General features: G+C 37.5%; 17 protein-coding genes. 14 read left to right on the top strand and 3 right to left on the bottom strand.

What is annotated here, in order from left to right; genetic code table 11:
* Nucleotides 1-144: 144 nt before the first annotated feature.
* Both AB3I42_RS03715 and AB3I42_RS03720 read right to left on the bottom strand, forming a co-directional pair.
* Nucleotides 145-939 (bottom strand): SDR family NAD(P)-dependent oxidoreductase, encoded by a 795-nt coding sequence (locus AB3I42_RS03715; protein ID WP_368022286.1) that lies wholly within the window; start codon nt 937-939, stop codon nt 145-147.
* A gap of 16 nt (nt 940-955) precedes the next feature.
* Nucleotides 956-1,798, bottom strand: coding sequence for an aldo/keto reductase (locus tag AB3I42_RS03720; protein WP_368022287.1), 843 nt, complete (start codon nt 1,796-1,798; stop codon nt 956-958).
* Nucleotides 1,799-1,929: 131 nt separating this feature from the next.
* Between AB3I42_RS03720 and AB3I42_RS03725 the strand changes: the two genes are divergently transcribed.
* The 11 genes from AB3I42_RS03725 (at nt 1,930) to AB3I42_RS03775 (ending at nt 15,492) form a co-directional block, all read left to right on the top strand.
* Entirely contained in the window at nt 1,930-2,295 is a 366-nt protein-coding gene (locus AB3I42_RS03725) for a helix-turn-helix domain-containing protein (RefSeq protein WP_010737776.1), read from the top strand.
* 150 nt (nt 2,296-2,445) lie between these two features.
* Complete coding sequence (locus tag AB3I42_RS03730; protein WP_025480508.1) at nt 2,446-6,798, top strand: PolC-type DNA polymerase III; 4,353 nt, start codon at nt 2,446-2,448, stop codon at nt 6,796-6,798.
* 143 nt (nt 6,799-6,941) lie between these two features.
* Nucleotides 6,942-7,415 (top strand): ribosome maturation factor RimP, encoded by a 474-nt coding sequence (gene rimP, locus AB3I42_RS03735; protein WP_131773455.1) that lies wholly within the window; start codon nt 6,942-6,944, stop codon nt 7,413-7,415.
* Nucleotides 7,416-7,436: 21 nt separating this feature from the next.
* Complete coding sequence (nusA, locus tag AB3I42_RS03740) at nt 7,437-8,624, top strand: transcription termination factor NusA (RefSeq protein ID WP_010718883.1); 1,188 nt, start codon at nt 7,437-7,439, stop codon at nt 8,622-8,624.
* Nucleotides 8,625-8,647: 23 nt separating this feature from the next.
* A complete protein-coding gene (locus tag AB3I42_RS03745) occupies nt 8,648-8,941 on the top strand; it encodes a YlxR family protein (protein WP_010718884.1) in 294 nt (97 codons plus the stop codon).
* On the top strand, nt 8,938-9,249 hold the full coding sequence (locus tag AB3I42_RS03750) for a YlxQ-related RNA-binding protein (RefSeq protein WP_010718885.1): 312 nt from the start codon (nt 8,938-8,940) through the stop codon (nt 9,247-9,249). Before AB3I42_RS03745 ends, AB3I42_RS03750 begins: the two co-directional genes overlap by 4 nt.
* Nucleotides 9,250-9,261: 12 nt before the next feature.
* Nucleotides 9,262-11,616: a translation initiation factor IF-2 gene (gene infB, locus AB3I42_RS03755; RefSeq protein WP_010737773.1), complete on the top strand. Its 2,355-nt coding sequence runs from the start codon at nt 9,262-9,264 to the stop codon at nt 11,614-11,616.
* 19 nt (nt 11,617-11,635) lie between these two features.
* Nucleotides 11,636-11,983 (top strand): 30S ribosome-binding factor RbfA, encoded by a 348-nt coding sequence (gene rbfA / locus AB3I42_RS03760; protein WP_010718887.1) that lies wholly within the window; start codon nt 11,636-11,638, stop codon nt 11,981-11,983.
* Nucleotides 11,984-12,645: 662 nt separating this feature from the next.
* Entirely contained in the window at nt 12,646-13,569 is a 924-nt protein-coding gene (gene truB, locus AB3I42_RS03765) for a tRNA pseudouridine(55) synthase TruB (protein ID WP_181914427.1), read from the top strand.
* A gap of 2 nt (nt 13,570-13,571) precedes the next feature.
* On the top strand, nt 13,572-14,507 hold the full coding sequence (gene ribF, locus AB3I42_RS03770) for a riboflavin biosynthesis protein RibF (protein ID WP_010737771.1): 936 nt from the start codon (nt 13,572-13,574) through the stop codon (nt 14,505-14,507).
* A gap of 199 nt (nt 14,508-14,706) precedes the next feature.
* Complete coding sequence (locus AB3I42_RS03775) at nt 14,707-15,492, top strand: glucose-1-dehydrogenase (protein WP_010737770.1); 786 nt, start codon at nt 14,707-14,709, stop codon at nt 15,490-15,492.
* A gap of 359 nt (nt 15,493-15,851) precedes the next feature.
* On the opposite strand, the gene AB3I42_RS03780 is transcribed toward AB3I42_RS03775, so the two are convergent.
* Nucleotides 15,852-16,307, bottom strand: coding sequence for a helix-turn-helix domain-containing protein (locus AB3I42_RS03780; RefSeq protein ID WP_010718891.1), 456 nt, complete (start codon nt 16,305-16,307; stop codon nt 15,852-15,854).
* A gap of 788 nt (nt 16,308-17,095) precedes the next feature.
* Here AB3I42_RS03780 and AB3I42_RS03785 point away from each other — a divergent pair.
* From AB3I42_RS03785 to AB3I42_RS03795, 3 genes are read left to right on the top strand one after another with little or no spacing between them, the layout of a single operon-like run.
* The gene (locus tag AB3I42_RS03785; RefSeq protein ID WP_258924834.1) at nt 17,096-17,425 is read left to right on the top strand and encodes a hypothetical protein; all 330 of its coding nucleotides are present in this window, start codon (nt 17,096-17,098) and stop codon (nt 17,423-17,425) included.
* Nucleotides 17,388-18,314 (top strand): radical SAM protein, encoded by a 927-nt coding sequence (locus AB3I42_RS03790; protein ID WP_258924835.1) that lies wholly within the window; start codon nt 17,388-17,390, stop codon nt 18,312-18,314. Before AB3I42_RS03785 ends, AB3I42_RS03790 begins: the two co-directional genes overlap by 38 nt.
* A gap of 14 nt (nt 18,315-18,328) precedes the next feature.
* Nucleotides 18,329-18,604, top strand: coding sequence for a hypothetical protein (locus tag AB3I42_RS03795; RefSeq protein ID WP_010737768.1), 276 nt, complete (start codon nt 18,329-18,331; stop codon nt 18,602-18,604).
* The last annotated feature ends 44 nt before the right edge of the window (nt 18,605-18,648 follow it).

Consider the following 18,648-nt stretch of genomic DNA (forward strand, 5'->3'; position numbering starts at 1 on the left):
TAGTTAGGCTTGTCTTTTTTCTAATGAGACTGAGGCAAGTCTTGGCTCGGTATCCTTCGTTTTTTTGTTTCTTACATTTGTTCGAATGAAAAATCATACTGGCTCTTTAGTAAGAAGAAATTGATTTGTGTTACAAAATCGTTCTTAATAAATTGTTGGCACCAATCCTCCATCAAGTCGCAAGGCAGCGCCAGAAAAAGAAGTTGCATAGGGGCTAGAAACAAATGCAACAAAACGCCCGATTTCTTCTGGTCGGATCAAGCGTTGGATCTGTGAGAGTGGACGATGATTTTTCATAAAATCTTGTTCCCATTCAGATTCAGGCAATTGGCTGTCTGCGTACATTGTTGTTAACATTTCTTGAACGCCCTCTGTCAAGGTGGAGCCAGGCAAGATCGTGTTGACGGTCACTTGAGAGCCAACAGTCAATTTGGATAAACTTTTTGCTAAAGAAAGATTCATCGTTTTGGTCATACTGTATTGAGCCATTTCACCTGAAGGCATCACTGCTTCTTCACTCGCAATAAAAAGGATACGACCAAAATCTTGCTTCAACATTTTAGGTAAATAATTTTTGGCTAATGCATTTCCAGCAAGTACATTGACTTGGAAAAAATGTTCCCAAATATCATCTGTGATAGCTAAATAATCCATCGGTTCAAAAATCCCCATATTATTGATCAAAATATCTACTGTAGGAAATTGCGTAAACAGTTCTTGCCGTGCTTCTGGATCTGCTAAATCAAATGGCGCACGCTGAGGGTTAGTTTTGGGGGATTTTTCTTTTAATTCAATGACCACTTGATCAACAAGCAGTGCGTGACGACCATTGATGATGACATCTGCACCTTCTTTTGCCAATTCAATCGCAATGGCCTTTCCGATGCCTTTCGTTGAGCCAGTGACTAACGCAACCTTATGAGATAAACCTAGTTCCATCTTACATCTTCCTCCTTTATTTAAAATCGAATGTATCAGGATTTGGTCCTACCCGAAAATGATCGTTCAGTGCATTCAAAACCGTCATTTCATCTTCAGAAAGAACGAAATCAAAAATGTCAGCATTACTTTTCATTCGTTCGGGCTTAACTGACTTGACCACTAATAAGATGTCTTGCTGGACATCCCAACGTAAGATTACTTGGGCTGGAGTAATATGATGCGCTTCAGCAATCTTTACTATAGTTGGGTGATTCAATAGTTTCCCTTGCATCAAAGGGGACCACGCTTGGATCTTTATTGCATGTTTTGCGCAGAAATTGCGTAGTTCAATTTGAGATAACTTTGGATGTAGTTCCACTTGGTTGAGAACGGGAATGACATTCGCATGTGTCAATAATTTTTCTAAATGAGTGATTTGAAAATTGCTAACACCAATCGCTTTGATTTTCCCCGCTTGATATAATTGTTCCAAAGCACGCCAAGACTCTAAGAAAGCATCTTCGCCAGGCCAATGGATTAAATAAAGATCTAGATAGTCTAGTCCTAGACGTGCTAAACTGGTTTCAAAAGCTTGGATCGTTTCGTCATAGGTTAAATGATCGTTCCAGACTTTGGAGGTTACGAATAGTTCTTCTCGAGAAATTCCAGCAGCTTTCAGCCCTTCTTTGATTCCGATTCCTGTACCAATTTCATTATCATATATTTGAGCAGTATCAATCAATCGATAGCCCTTTACAATGCCTGCTTTGACTACTTCAGCAGTTTGGGTATCAGGGATTTGAAAGACACCAAGTCCTATCCCTGGAATTTCTATTTGGTTATTTAACATGATTCGATCATTCAATGAATGGATCATCTATACTCCTCCTTTAATTTTCAATAGATATAATGTATACTAGATAGGCTCTAATAGATAGTACCTACTTTATTGTGCTATAGTGTCTAAAAAGTAACTATTGGATAGTAAAAGGATTTTAGGAGGGAAATATGATTGAAAAAACGTATAATATTGGTGTAGAAGCCACGATGGATGTTATCGGTGGAAAATGGAAACCGATTATTTTATGCAACCTGCGTCACAGTCCGCTTCGTCCCAGCGACTTAAAACGAAAAATTCCTAATCTTAGCCAAAAGATGTTGACTCAACAATTGCGTGAATTAGAAGCAGACGGTATTGTTGTACGAACCTCATATCATCAGGTTCCACCAAAAGTTGTTTATTCCTTAAGTGAATATGGTCAAACATTAAGTAGTGTGTTAGATGCGTTATGTGATTGGGGCGAACTGCATGTTACTACGTTGCAAGAGCAAGGAGTACCAATCAGCTTACGTTGTGAGGATTCATTTAGCTAAGTAATCAACGATTTAGAACGAGAAAGAAAATTCTTTGTCGTTTTTTTAATGTAAATCCATGTAAAAACGGGTATACTAAATAGTACTGAAAGAAGAAGAGGTTCAAATGAAATAGCATTGATTTGTCCTCGTCAGAAAGGGCGTATGGTTTTGTCAGAAAAACGAGAGTTATTTGAAAAATTGTTGGAACAAATCCAACTAGAAGAAGTGGAAAAAAATCATCCACTAATCTCTGCTGGCGAAATGGAGCGTGTAGTGGTTCACCGCAAATCAAGATTGTGGGAGTTTACCCTACACTTTACTCAAATTTTACCGATCATGCTTTATCGATCATTGCTCCAAAATTTGACACTGGCATTTAAAGATATTGCACAGATCAGATTAACTATCAAAGCTGATGATCAGCAGTTTGATGAAAAATTATTACAAGATTATTGGGCACAAGCTTTAGAAAGCCAACAATGCGATACGCCGTTGGCTCAACAAGTTTTAAAAACACAAGTCCCTATATTGAAGGAAAAGAAAATTGTCTTGCCAGTCGATAGTAATGGCGCTATTAATTATTTAAAGCAACAATATCTACCTTTAGTTGAAACGCTGTTTGTCAGCTACGGGTTCCCTAAATTTCGTATCGAACCTGAAATTGATGAAGAACAAGCAGAACGTGTGCTAAAACTGTTTGAAGAGCGGAAGCAAGAACAAGCAGAAGCGTTCATGAAGCAAGCTGCGGAAAGTTTGATTGTCCATGAACAAAAGAAAAAAGAAAGAAAAGAGCAACTTCCTGTACTAGATGGACCGATCCAGTTAGGTCGTAATATTCCAGCAGATGAACCGACAATACCAATGATCAATATCGTTGAAGAAGAACGTCGTGTGACCTTGGAAGGCTATGTATTTGATAAAGAAGTGCGTGAGCTACGTTCAAAACGTAAGATTCTAACGTTAAAAATCACCGATTATACTTCTTCTTTTATTGTTAAGAAATTTTCAAATAATGAAAAAGATGAACAAATCTTTGATGCAATCAGCGTAGGAAGCTGGTTAAAAGTTAGAGGAAGTATCCAAGAAGATACATTTGTGCGAGACCTGGTGATGAATGCACAAGATATCATTGAGGTGAAGCATGCACCTCGTAAAGACTATGCTCCTGACGATGAGAAACGAGTGGAATTACATGTTCATAGTAATATGAGTACGATGGATGCAACCAATAGTATCTCTGACCTTGTGGCTCAAGCTGGAAAATGGGGACACAAAGCGATTGCGATCACGGATCATGGAGGGGCACAAGCATTTCCTGAAGCGCATAGTGCCGGTAAAAAAGCAGGCGTGAAAATTCTTTATGGGGTTGAAGCCAATGTTGTAGATGATGGTGTGCCGATTGCTTACAATGATGAACATGTTTCTTTGAATGAAGGAACATATGTCGTATTTGACGTGGAAACCACCGGACTATCTGCTGTTTATGATACGATCATCGAATTAGCTGCGGTCAAGATGTATAAAGGGAATGTCATTGAAAGCTTTGATGAATTTATTGATCCTGGACACCCACTTTCCCGCACAACGATTGATCTAACTGGGATCACAGATGAAATGGTACGAGGATCTAAATCAGAAGAAGAAGTCCTACGTCTGTTTCTCGAGTTTTCAAAAGATTCGATTCTGGTCGCCCATAATGCCGCGTTTGATATGGGATTCTTGAATACAAGTTATGCAAAATATGGAATCCCAGAGGCGACGAATCCAGTCATCGATACGCTAGAATTAGCCAGATATCTGTATCCTCAATTTAAACGATTTGGTCTAGGTGTGTTATCTAAAAAATTTGGTGTCAGTCTTGAACAGCATCACCGAGCGATTTACGATGCTGAAGCAACAGGTCATTTAGCATGGATTTTCGTTAAAGAAGCAATGGAAAACCATGAGATGCTCTACCATGATCAACTCAATGCTCATGTGGGAGAAGGCGATTCGTATAAACGAGCAAGGCCATTTCATGTGACGATCTTAGCGAAAAATCAAGCTGGATTAAAAGATTTATTCAAATTAATCTCGATGTCGAATGTGGAATATTTTGAACGTGTCCCACGTATTCCTCGTTCACAACTGAAGAAATTACGTGAGAATCTTTTCATTGGCTCTGCTTGTGATAAAGGTGAGATTTTTGAAGCAATGATGCAAAAAGGAATTGAAGAAGCTAGAAATCGAGCAAAATTTTATGATTATATTGAAGTGATGCCAAAAGCGGTCTATGCACCATTGCTTGAGCAAGAACTAGTCAAAAATGAACATGATTTAGAAGAAATCATCAAAAATCTAGTTGAAATCGGAAAGTCATTGGACAAAATCGTCGTTGCTACTGGGAATGTTCATTACCTTAATGAAGAAGATGCAATCTATCGGAAGATTTTGATTAATTCAATGGGTGGGGCTAATCCGTTGAACCGACATAGTTTGCCTGATGTGCATTTTAGAACAACAGATGAGATGTTGACTGCTTTTAACTTTTTAGGAAAAGATCTAGCGAAAGAAATCGTCGTTGACAATACGAATAAGATTGCTGACCTTTGTGAAGAGGTCATTCCGGTGAAAGATGATTTGTATACGCCAAAAATTCCTGGATCTGAAGAAGAGATTTCTGATTTGAGTTATACCAGAGCTAAACAGTTGTACGGTGATCCATTACCAGAAATCATTGAAAAACGATTAGAAAAAGAATTGAATTCGATCAACGGGAATGGGTTTTCTGTGATCTATTTGATTGCGCAAAAACTGGTGCATAAAAGTAACAAAGATGGTTATTTAGTTGGTTCACGTGGATCAGTTGGTTCTAGTTTTGTTGCGACAATGACTGGGATCACTGAAGTAAATCCATTAGCCCCTCACTATTATTGTCCTGATTGCCAGTATTCAGAATTCTTTGAAGATGGTACTTACGGTTCGGGGTTTGATATGCCTGAAAAAAAATGTCCGAAATGTGGCGCACGATTAAATAAAGATGGCCATGATATTCCTTTTGAAACGTTCTTAGGGTTCCATGGAGACAAAGTACCAGATATCGATTTGAACTTTTCAGGTGATTACCAAGCAGAAGCGCACAACTATACGAAAGTTTTGTTTGGGGAAGAATATGTTTATCGAGCAGGAACAATCGGTACAGTTGCCGATAAAACAGCTTATGGCTTTGTTAAAGGTTATGAGCGAGATCATAATTTACAATTTCGCAGTGCTGAAGTTGATCGATTAGCCAAAGGTGCGACTGGCGTGAAGCGAACGACTGGACAACATCCAGGGGGGATCATCGTTATTCCCGATTACATGGACGTATATGATTTTACACCGATCCAATATCCAGCAGATGATCAAAATTCAGAATGGAAAACAACGCATTTTGATTTCCATTCTATCCATGATAATGTACTGAAGCTTGATATTCTGGGACATGATGATCCGACAGTAATCCGTATGTTGCAGGATTTATCGGGAATCGATCCACAAACGATCCCAACTGACGATCCAGAAGTAATGAGAATTTTTGCCGGTCCAGATGTCTTGAACGTTACCAGTGAACAGATTTATTCTAAAACAGGGACACTAGGTATCCCAGAGTTTGGGACACGCTTTGTTCGGGGAATGTTGGAAGAAACACATCCAACGACTTTTGCTGAACTCTTACAGATTTCCGGATTATCACATGGGACCGATGTGTGGTTAGGCAATGCAGAAGAATTGATCAAACGTGGGGATGCAACTTTGGCTGAAGTAATTGGTTGTCGGGATGATATCATGGTTTACTTGATCCATGCTGGATTAGATAGTGGGATGGCTTTTAAGATTATGGAAACCGTTCGTAAAGGGCTATGGAACAAGATCCCTGATGAATTACGAGAAACCTATCTATCCGCCATGAAAGAAAACAATGTTCCAGATTGGTACATTGATTCTTGTTCTAAAATCAAATATATGTTCCCAAAAGCCCATGCAGCGGCTTATGTTTTGATGGCCTTACGTGTAGCTTATTTTAAAGTCTATTTCCCTATTTTATACTATTGTGCCTATTTCTCAGTTCGAGCGGATGATTTTAATCTTGTGGCTATGTGTAAAGGGAAAGATGCGGTAAAACAAGCGATGAAAGAAATCACAGATAAAGGTTTGGATGCCTCAGTCAAAGAGAAAAATCAGTTGACCGTCCTTGAATTAGCGAATGAAATGTTGGAAAGAGGCTTCCATTTTGGCATGATCGATCTATATAAATCAGATGCCGTGAACTTCGTGATCGAAGGAGACACATTGATCGCACCATTTAGAGCTGTCCCAAGTTTAGGAACAAACGTTGCAAAACAAATCGTTGAAGCACGAAAAGATGGACCATTCTTATCAAAAGAAGATCTTGCTACACGAGGAAAAGTTTCTAAAACGTTGATTGAGTATATGAACGACAACGGAGTATTGAAAGACCTTCCAGATGAAAACCAACTTTCCTTGTTTGATATGTTCTAATCAAGGGTTAGCGTGGAAGCTTGTCATTTTAAATGAAATATGGTATAGTTATTTATAGGTAATGATACTAACTGTGAGTGAGCGGAATTTTCGCTCACTCTTTTTAATGGAATTACGGAAGCAATTTTAAGGAGGCGAACTTTTTGAGTAGCGTCGTTGAAACAGTCACATCAATGGTGACTCCGATTTTAGAGGAACAAAATTTTGAACTTGTCGAAGTAGAATTTGTGAAGGAAGGCAAAAGTTGGTTCTTACGAGTATTCATTGACAAAGATGGCGGAATCGATATCGAAGAATGTGCATGGGTTAGCGAAAAACTTAGCGAAAAACTTGATGCAGCAGATCCAGATCCTATCCCACAAGCTTATTTTCTAGAGGTATCATCTCCAGGGGCAGAACGCCCATTAAAAAAAGAGAAAGATTACGAAAAAGCGCTTGGAGAATATATCCATGTTTCTCTTTATCAACCAGTTGATGGAGAAAAACAATATGAAGGATTTCTTCAATCAGTTGATGCTGAACAGCTGATATTGAAAATACGCATAAAAACACGGGAAAAAGAATTAATTCTTGACCGAAAAAATATTGCCAAAGCTCGCTTAGCGATCCAATTTTAATCACGGAGAGGAAACAGAAAAATGAGTAAAGAAATGCTAAACGCATTAGATGCATTAGAAGCTGAAAAAGGGATTTCAAAAGAAATCGTGATCGACGCTTTAGAAGCTGCTTTAGTTTCTGCATACAAACGCCATTATGGTCAAGCTCAAAATGTTGAAGTTGAATTTGATCAAAAGAAAGGGAAAATTCACGTCTATGCTGTGAAAGAAGTTACTGAAGAAGTAATGGATTCACAATTAGAAGTATCATTAAAAGATGCGCTTTTGATTAATCCGGCATATGAGATTGGTGATACCATCCGTTTTGAAGTGACACCAAAAGACTTTGGACGAATTGCTGCACAAACAGCAAAACAAGTTATTTTACAACGTGTCAGAGAAGCAGAAAGAACCATCATTTACAATGAGTTCAGCGCGTATGAAAAAGACATTATGCAAGGTATCGTTGAACGTCAAGATAAACGATATATCTATGTAAATCTTGGAAAGATCGAAGCAGTTTTATCGAAACAAGATCAAATGCCTAATGAATTTTATCAACCGCATGATCGTATCAAAGTGTACGTTTCTCGTGTAGAAAATACGTCAAAAGGTCCACAAGTCTTCGTTAGCCGTAGCCATCCAGATCTATTACGCCGTTTATTCGAACAAGAAGTGCCAGAAGTTTACGATGGGATCGTTGAAATCGTAAGCATTGCTAGAGAAGCGGGCGATCGCTCAAAAGTAGCCGTTCGTTCAAATGATGAAAATATTGATGCAGTTGGAACTTGTGTTGGACCAAAAGGCCAGCGTGTGCAAGCGATAGTGAATGAATTAAAGGGTGAAAACATGGATATCGTTGAGTGGAACGAAGATCCAGCGGTATTTATCACGAATGCTCTGAATCCAGCGCAAGTGATCGATGTGATTTTTGATGAAGAAAATCCTAAAGCTTGTACCGTTGTCGTTCCAGATTACCAATTATCCTTAGCGATCGGTAAACGTGGACAAAATGCACGTTTGGCTGCCAAACTAACAAATCACAAAATCGATATCAAGTCAGAATCAGATATGGCTGAATATTATGAAAAACAAGCGCAAGATCAAGAAGTAGCTTCTGAAGAAGTCGCTCATGATGAAGCGATCGTTCAATCTGATTATACAGATGATGAATATGAAACGATTGCTTTCAACGATGAAACAGTTGAAAATACGGATCAAGATGCTTAACAATTAGCTTAGGAGGCGAAGAGATGAAACAAAGGAAGATTCCTTTACGCAAATCTGTGGTTTCAGGTGAAATGAAACCCAAAAAAGAGATGATTCGAATTACCCGTTCCAAAGAAGGGGAAGTATCGATTGATCCCACTGGGAAAATGCCAGGCCGTGGTGCGTATGTCTCACTTGAGCCAGCTGAAGTACAACAAGCTTGGGATAAGAAGATTCTTGATCGGGCGTTAGAAACGACTTTGACAGATGAATTCTACCAAGAGTTACTCGATTATGTAACCCATCAAAAAGCACGAAAAGAGCTATTCGGTAAATGAATGAAGGAAATCGGCAAAAAGCCATGAATCTCATTGGGTTAGCGATGCGCGCTGGTAAGTTGATTACCGGCGAGGAGTTGACCATTGCAGACATTCGTAAACAGAAAGCAAAGATCGTGTTTGTAGCAAATGATGCGAGTGAGAATACGAAGAAAAAAGTGAAAGATAAGAGTTCATATTATGAAGTTCCTTGCTTTGAACTATTTTCCGAAGCTGAAATCACGCAGATGATTGGGAAGCCTCGCAAAGTATTTGGAATCGTAGATAACGGTTTTGCGAAGAAAACCAAGGAGCTAATTGAAGGTTAGGAAGGTGATTGCATGAGCAACAAACGAATTTATGAACTAGCAAAAGAATTAAATCAGCCTAGTAAAGACGTTGTGGAAAAGGCGCAGCAACTTGGGATTAATGTGAAGAATCACATGGGAACAATCACAACTGGTGATGAAAAGAAGTTGCAACAAGCGTTCAAAAAACCACAGACGAATAAAAAACCAGCACAGCAAGCCAGCCAAAAGCCAGCCACAAACCAGCCGAATGAACAAAAGAAACAAGAAACAAAAACGAAACAACAAAAAAATAACCGCAACTATCAAGATCGCGGTCAAGGGAGCGGTCAAGTGAATCAAGGAAAAAACCAATCAACAAACCAAAACCGAAGTAATAATGGAGGCGGAAATAACCAAAACCGTCAAGGAGCAACACAAAGTGGCAATCAAAACCGCCAAGGATCAACACAAGGCGGAAACCAAAATCGCCAAGGATCAAACCAAGGTGGTAACCAAAACCGTAACAACAATAATAATCGTGGTAAATTTAACAATAACAACCGCAATCGTTTTAACAAAAAAGGGAAAAAAGGAAAACAACAAACTTCCAATAAACCTGCTGTACCACCACGTAAATTCCGTGAGTTACCAGAAGTATTAGAGTATACTGAAGGCATGAACGTTGCGGATATTGCGAAGAAAATCCATCGTGAACCAGCAGAGATCATCAAAAAATTATTTATGCTTGGCGTAATGGTCAACCAAAACCAAGCACTAGATAAAGATACGATTGAACTCTTAGCAACAGATTATGGGATGGAACCACAAGAAAAAATCCAAGTAGATATCGCAGATATCGACAAATTCTTTGAACCAGAAGAATTAAATCCTGATACATTGGTTTCTCGTCCACCAGTTGTAACAATCATGGGACACGTCGACCACGGGAAAACAACATTACTTGATACATTACGTCATTCACGAGTAACAAGTGGCGAAGCTGGTGGGATTACACAACATATCGGTGCCTACCAAATCGATATCGATGGCAAACCAATCACATTCTTAGACACACCTGGGCATGCTGCATTTACAAGTATGCGTGCGCGAGGAGCAAGTATCACTGATATCACGATCTTAGTTGTAGCAGCAGATGACGGTGTTATGCCACAAACAGTCGAAGCAATCAACCATGCGAAAGCAGCTGGCGTACCAATTATCGTTGCTGTTAATAAGATTGATAAACCAGGGGCAAATCCTCAACACGTGATGCAAGAATTAAGTGAATATGAATTGATTCCAGAAGCTTGGGGTGGAGAAACGATTTTCGTTGAAATCTCTGCTAAATTTGGTCAAAATATTGACGAATTGCTAGAAATGATCTTGCTGGTTGCGGAAGTAGAGGATCTAAAAGCAGATCCTAAACAACGAGCAATTGGTACAGTAATTGAAGCACGTCTAGACAAAGGAAAAGGACCTGTTACTACATTACTTGTTCAACAAGGGACTTTAAACGTAGGTGACCCAATTGTAGTAGGAAATACCTATGGACGTGTGCGTGTGATGGTCAACGACTTAGGTCGTCGTGAAAAATCTGCTGGACCAGCAACACCAGTTGAGATCACTGGGTTAAACGATGTGCCACAAGCAGGTGACCGCTTTGTTGTCTTTGAAGATGAAAAAACTGCTCGTGCAGCCGGTGAAGAACGTGCCAAACGTGCGTTGTTAGAACATCGTGCGATCACTAGTCGGGTAACATTGGACAACTTGTTTGAAAGCTTAAAAGAAGGCGAATTAAAAGAAGTAAATGTTATCATTAAAGCTGATGTACAAGGTTCTGCAGAAGCATTGGCTGCTTCATTGCAAAAGATCGATGTAGAAGGCGTACGTGTGAAAATCGTCCATTCTGCAGTTGGTGCCATCAATGAAAGTGATGTAACCCTTGCAGCAGCAAGTAATGCGATCATCATTGGGTTCAATGTTCGTCCTACACCACAAGCTAAAATTCAAGCGGATAATGAAGAAGTGGACATTCGTTTACACCGAATCATTTATAAAGCAATCGAAGAAATCGAAACAGCGATGAAAGGGATGCTAGATCCAGAGTTTGAAGAAAAAATCACTGGTCAAATGATCGTTCGAGAAACATTCAAAGTTTCAAAAGTTGGAACGATCGCTGGGGCTTATGTCACAGAAGGATACATTCGACGTGATAGTGGCGTTCGCGTGATCCGTGATGGTATCGTCATTTACGAAGGACAACTAGCTAGCTTGAAACGTTTCAAAGACGATGTAAAAGAAGTTAAAATGGGTTATGAATGTGGTGCAATGATCGAAAAATTCAATGACATCAAAGTCGATGACGTCATCGAAGGCTTCATTATGGAAGAAATCAAAACAAATTAATTTTAGGAGGCCGCTCAATATGGCAAACTATAGAGACCGCCGAGTCGGTCAAGAAATTTTAAAAGAAGTAAATGATATTTTACGCAAAAAAGTTCGTGATCCTCGTGTAGAAAACGTGACAATCACTGATGTCCACGTTACGGGAGATCTACAACAAGCAACCATCTATTATAGTATTTTATCTGACTTAGCTTCAGATAAGAAAAAAGCACAGGAAGGCCTAGCAAAAGCAAGTGGACTGATTCGCCGTGAATTAGGACACAACTTAAGCATCTATAAAACGCCTGAATTAACTTTTGAATTAGATGAGTCAGTGGGGTATGGTAACCACATTGATGAGTTGCTTCGTAATTTAAATAAAGATTAAAACAAAAAGAGCTATAAACCTTAAGAAGTGGGGTTATAGCTCTTTTTTAGTAGTTTTTTTAGTTTTAGCTTTTTATAAAGCAGAGATACCGCAGTTACACCATCATCCAATTTTTTAGAAAAAAAGTTCAAACTACACAATGCAAGTAGTTTAAAATGATAAACGCACAGTACCGTAATTTTACTGTACAGAATACATGAGAAAAAAATGAGCAATTTGTACGTGTCTCGAACAGGTTGTGAAAGAAGCGGTCAACTCCAAACGAATAAGAGAGAATCTTTTAAAATAGCTTTTCTTATTTTGAAAAATTCTCTCTTATTTTTAAGAAGTGGCTTCTTGGACACCGTTTATTAAGAGTTAGATTTATACTTCAGACTCTTTTCGAGATTCGTATATGATTCTCAGTTTTTTGTTTTGGGGAAGACTAGGATCATCTATTCCTTAAAAGCTGCGTCTCATTTTAATCAAAGGTTGCAAATGAAGGATTCAAGCTTGCCTTTGTCTAAGAGAATAACATGAATTGTATTTACAGGTTTGTGAAGTTTTATTACAAGTTTGTTGCCAAATAATAAAAACGTAGCGAAAAAAGGTAAAATCGTCACATTATTGTGGGATGTGTTATAATGACAAAGTTGATATTTTATTGGATAGGGAGAAAAAACATGGACGGATTATTACCTTTGTGGAAAGAACGTGGCATGACAAGTCATGATTGTGTATTTAAATTAAGAAAAATCTTACATATGAAAAAAATTGGTCATGGTGGTACGTTAGACCCTGATGTTGATGGTGTGTTACCGATTTGCCTTGGAAAAGCGACTAAAGTTATCGAATATTTAAGCGATGCAGGAAAAGTATACCAAGGAGAGATTACATTAGGATTTAGTACAACGACAGAAGACAAATCTGGTGAGGTCGTCGAAAGTAAAACAGTTGATCGATTAATCAGTGATGAAGAAATTGATGAAACGATGAAAAGTTTTATCGGGGAAATCACTCAGATACCACCGATGTATTCAGCTGTCAAAGTGAACGGCAAACGTCTTTATGAGTATGCCAGAAACAATGAAACAGTTACACGTCCCGTGCGTAAAGCGCAGATTGAACGTTTTGAAAGAACAAGTGACGTGCATTGGGACCAAGAGAAGGGGTTGCTATCTTGGCGTTTTGAGGTAGTATGCGGGAAAGGGACTTATGTACGAACGCTTGCTGTTGATACTGGGAAAAAATTAGACTATCCTGCTCACATGTCCGATCTTACTCGAACAGCTAGTGGAGGAATGAAGAAGGAGCAGGCAATCACTTTACAGCAAGTAGCAGATTATATGCTTGCAGGAACCTTTGAAGAACATTTATTACCACTAGAAGCTGGTGTCGCTCGTTTTAAGAGAGTAGACATTAGTGATCGTGTTTGGGAAAAAGTTAAAAATGGTATGCGCTTAGATTATCAGGTATTTAACTTAGCAGAAATGCCGACAGAAGAGATCGCACTTTTTTACCAAGACAAAGTAGTAAGTATTTACCAGCCAAATCCAAAAGAAAAAAATAAATTAAAACCAAGCAAAGTGTTGAGGAATGAGGTATAAAAATGAAAATTATCAAAATTAGACATCCTTATCAAGCAGATCAGATCCCACCAGAAGACGTTGTACTTGTTTTAGGATTTTTTGACGGGGTACATCTAGGCCATCAACGTGTTATCAATCGGGGAAAAGAAATTGCTAAAAAAGAAGGATTGAAATTAGCTTTGATGACTTTCAACCAACATCCTTCAATCGTCTTCAAAAAAATAAATCCAAGTCAAGTAAAATATTTGACTACTCTGGAACAAAAAGAAGAAAAAATGGCCCTATTAGGTGTTGATTATTTATACGAAATCGATTTTACGTCATCGTTTGCTCATTTAGCTCCACAAGAATTTGTCGATCAATATATCGTAGGACTTCATGCAAAATATGCTGTTTCTGGTTTTGACTATACTTACGGACCTAAAGAAATTGCAGATGTAGCGCACTTACCAAGTTATGCAAAGAATCGATTTGAAGTCATCACTGTACCAAAAGAAGAAGACAGTGGCGAGAAGATTAGTTCGACACGGATACGTGAATTATTAAACGCAGGAGAAATAAATGAAGTAACACGTTTATTGGGGGCTGCTTACGAGGTCGAAGGGGTGGTAGTCCATGGCGATGCTCGTGGTCGCCTGCTAGGATTCCCAACAGCTAACATCAAAGTTAAAAGTACTGTTCATCTTCCAAAAGAAGGTGTCTATGTTTCAGAGATCAAAGTTGGTGAAACGTGGTATCAAGCAATGGGATCAATCGGTCATAATGATACCTTTGGTGATGATCGTGAACTTACCGTTGAATTATATATTTTAAATTTTGCTCAAGATATCTATGGAGAGCATGTAAAAGTCCGTTGGCATCATTTTTTGAGAAACCAAGTGAAATTTCCAAACGTTGAATCGTTGATTGAACAACTGAAAGCAGATGAAAAAGCGACAGCGGACTATTTTAAATAAAAGTATTGAATTTAACTGAAGACAATAAAAAAGACTTTTTTGGTGAAATCATTTGAGTCAGCAAGTAGCTTGCTGACTCTTTTATTATAGAAAAAAGTAAATCGATCGAATAAGCGTATCGTTTGCCTAAAAGACAGGGTGCTATTGTACACTTGATATAGGAAGTATGCAGTAGGTGAAAAAGAAGGGTGGAAAGTATATGTATAAAGATCTAACAAATAAGGTGGCAGTAGTAACTGGAGGATCAAAAGGGATCGGTAAAGCAATCTGTGAACGCTTTGGTAAAGAAAAAATGTGTGTGGTTGTCAACTATCATTCGGATGAAGAAGGGGCACAAGAAGCAGTAGCCGAGATCGAAAAAAATGGTGGCAAAGCAGTAGCTGTCGAAGCGGATGTCAGTACAGAAGAAGGGATGGATCGTCTGCTCAAAGCAGCAATCGAAACATTCGGAAGTTTAGATATCTGGGTCAATAATGCTGGTATGGAAACGCAAAAACCAACCCATGAGCTGGAATTAGAAGATTGGGAGAAAGTGTTAAAGGTGAACCTAACAGGCGTATTTTTAGGGACAAAAACAGCGTTGAGTTATTTTAAAACTCATCAGATCAAAGGTAATATTATCAACATGTCCTCCGTTCACGAACAAATCCCTTGGCCGACATTTGCTCATTACGCAGCATCAAAAGGCGGTGTCAAGCTGTTTACAGAAACAGTAGCCATGGAGTACGCACCAGAAAATATTCGAATCAACAGTATTGGACCAGGGGCGATCAAAACTCCGATTAATGCAGAAAAATTTGAAGATCCAAAAGAAAAAGAAATTCTAGAAAGCATGATACCAATGGAACGAGTGGGTAAACCCGAGGAAGTCGCCGCCGCTGCTGCTTGGCTCGCTTCTAATGAATCCAGTTATGTGACAGGAATTACTTTATTTGTAGATGGTGGCATGAAACTATATCCATCCTTTCAAGGTGGTAAGGGTTAAAGCTACTTACCATTATTATAGAAACAAGAAATAGGAAAAAAATAAATTTAGAATCTAAAAAAACAGTAAACGACATTCAAAGAGCTGACCTTCGGCAATAAGACAAAAATCCACAAAACAGGGGGAGCTGTTTCGAGATTTTTATCTTGTTTGCTCCAACGATTACTCGTCGTAGTTTTTACTTGGCGAGTAATCAGGTCAAACGCTCTTTTCGCAATCTCTTATACACGGTGCTTATGCATCCAGTTCTTGAAATAAGCCTGAATTTTTTGAAACATGGGAAGCTGTTTCAAAAAATTCAGGCTTATTGTCATCAGAGCAGATCGTTTCTTTCACAGTCTCTCTTTCAAAATAAAAAACTAATTCTTTTTTAGTGAAATGGATGTTTGTTTTTGTAGTTGTTCATAGATCCATGACCCGAAATTAGTGACATAATTAAAGTTACCACCAATTAAGATATCATATTCATTTTCTTTGAAATGCGTGTATTGGATCAATCGATCATTTTTATTAGCATAAACCTCTGAATGATAGTTAAAAAGTTGCTCTTTAAAGGCATCCATTTCGTGAAAATCATCTGTTACAAGAGATAATTTTAATGTGACAGGGACATCAAGCGTCACTTGATAATCTTTTTGGATCATTAGATTTTCCTTGTCACCGTAAAGGAAATCAAACAAATTTTGTTCAGAAAACTTCCATTTTCCTCCAACTTTTGTTCCCTTTAATTTCCCTTCGTGCAGATAGTTTCGAATTGAACGAGTTGTCACACCAAGTTGGTCGGCTAATTCTTGTACTGAATAATAACCTTTCAATATATCCCTCCTAAAAATTAAACCACTTATTTAAACACCGTGGTATCGAATTAAAATAAAGTCCTTATGACCCAAAAGTTAGTTTCAGATTGATGAGGAATTAAATATACTTTATAGATTGTAATTATACTAAAATTCTTATGAAAAAAATAGATTTGTTCGTTAAATAATCGTTATGTTTAGAATAAAATAAACAGATAAAGCAGTGTTTTTCAAATTTAAACTTAAAAAATCGTTATTTAAAATAACTTAATGGAAATTTATGATCACTATGAAAATTTGAGGTGATGAAATAAAATAAAAACAAATTTACTTATAGATAGTAATGAATCCAATCAAATAAGTCAGAAGAACAAATCAACGTGTCTTAGAAATTTTAGCGTTATATAAAAGAAACGCATAAATTGTTAATTTTTTTTATTTTATAACTAAGGTTTTAATAATTTTTCTCTCGAACCGTCATTGACAATATTTTCATTCAAAGTTTATACTATATTTAGGAAAAAAAATGAATATTATCGTGCTTTTTCCTAAAAGTTCAGAAAGGAGACTTGTTATGTTTACGAAACCTGTACTAAAAAAAATCTCTGGCAATGTTTTGTCCCCATGTTCTTGTGGGTTATTGATTGGTAACGGTTCTTAATCTAGTCTTCCGATGTCCATTTTTAATTGGAAAATAAAGTTGCCCTACAAAACTCCCCTGTTAAAAAGGCGACTTTATTTTCCTATTTAATATAGTCAAAATGTTATTATTCGTTTGTGATGCTAATAAAAGAGGTGAGTGATCTATGAAAATCAAGGAAAATTTATACGCGTATCCTTTTCTTGATGAAATGATTCTCCATAATGTTCTAAGAAGCAGCTGGCTAGTGATTTCTAAAGAAGAGTTAGAGTTGGTGAAGCTACGAAAGTATTCAGCGTTATCCGAGTCTACGCAAAAAAAACTAAAAATCTTTCAGCTTCTATTAGACGAGCCATTAAAAGTAAAAAAAAATGAAGTCACCATTCCTGAAACCGCTTATTTGGCGTTGACACATCAATGTAATTTAAAAATGTGTGTATTGTTACGCAGAAGCAGATATGACCAAGAACTATCCAGATCAATTGTCTTTTATTGAATGGTTCCAACTATTAGAGCAATTAAAAGACTGTGGTGTAAAAAAAGTCATTTTTACTGGTGGAGAAATAGGACTGAATCATGATTCTTTAAAATATATCGATTATGCCTATCAACTAGGCTTATCGGTTGGTTTGATCACTAATGGAACCTTGATTGGAAAAAAAAGGAATGCACAATTCTTGGCAGATCGATGCGAATCAATGACCATCAGCTTGGATTCGATTGATAAAGAAGAAAATGACAAGAACCGTGGTAGAGGTTGTTATGAAATAGCAATGAGAGGTATCCGTAATCTTTTAGATATCGGTTTCCATAATATTTACATTAATGCAACCGTTACCAACTATAACTTAAAATCGGTTGATCAAACGATTGAGTTTTTTAAAGAGAATGGAATCGCCTATAAATTAGGTGGATTTAGCGAATTAGGAAGAGGTAGTATGGCAGATATTTCATTATCTTTTGAAGAAAGAAAAGAAATCGAGTGCAAAGAAAAAAGTGCTCAACGATCTGCATTTTTAAAGCCATTTACAATTAAAGAATCTTGTGGTTTGGGTTTGGGAGAGTTCGTTATCAATCCAGTTGGGGATATTTTTGCATGTAAATTATTGGAGACAGATGACTATAAATTAGGTAATATCAGAAAAAACAAATTAGCTGATATTTATAACCATAAAGAGATAGAATTGCTTGAATCTCAAAATATCCATCATTTATCTGGTTGTCAAACTTGTTCTTTTCGCTATTTATGCGGTGGTGGTTGTCGTGCGCAACATTATTATCATACCAATGATATTCATGGAGTGGATCGCTCTGAATGTCAATTATTGCAAGAGTTAATAAAAAATCAAATGTATCGTATCTGGAAACAGACAGAAATGACCTGAAGGAGCGTGATTAGGTGAGACTGAACGGCGAATTGGCCTATGAGAAATTAGGGAACGACCTCTATCTTTCCTTGAATGATGAAATCTATCTTTTAGATAATGAAGTATCGATCTATATATTTGAATTATTAAAAACAAATGTAGCACTTAGTCATGTAAAAGAAAAAGTATTAATACGATTTGCTGATTCTGGTGACTATTCTAATGAAGAAAAAGAAAAATATATCACAGAGTTTATCTCAGATCTGATTAACAATCAAATTCTCTTACAAGATCAGGTCAATCAATGAAAACTAGCAAAAGAACAATGCGTTTATCAAAAGATAATCAACAT

Origin of the sequence: Enterococcus sp. C53, from assembly GCF_040887425.1 — a bacterium.
GTDB classification, from domain to species: domain Bacteria; phylum Bacillota; class Bacilli; order Lactobacillales; family Enterococcaceae; genus Enterococcus_B; species Enterococcus_B hirae.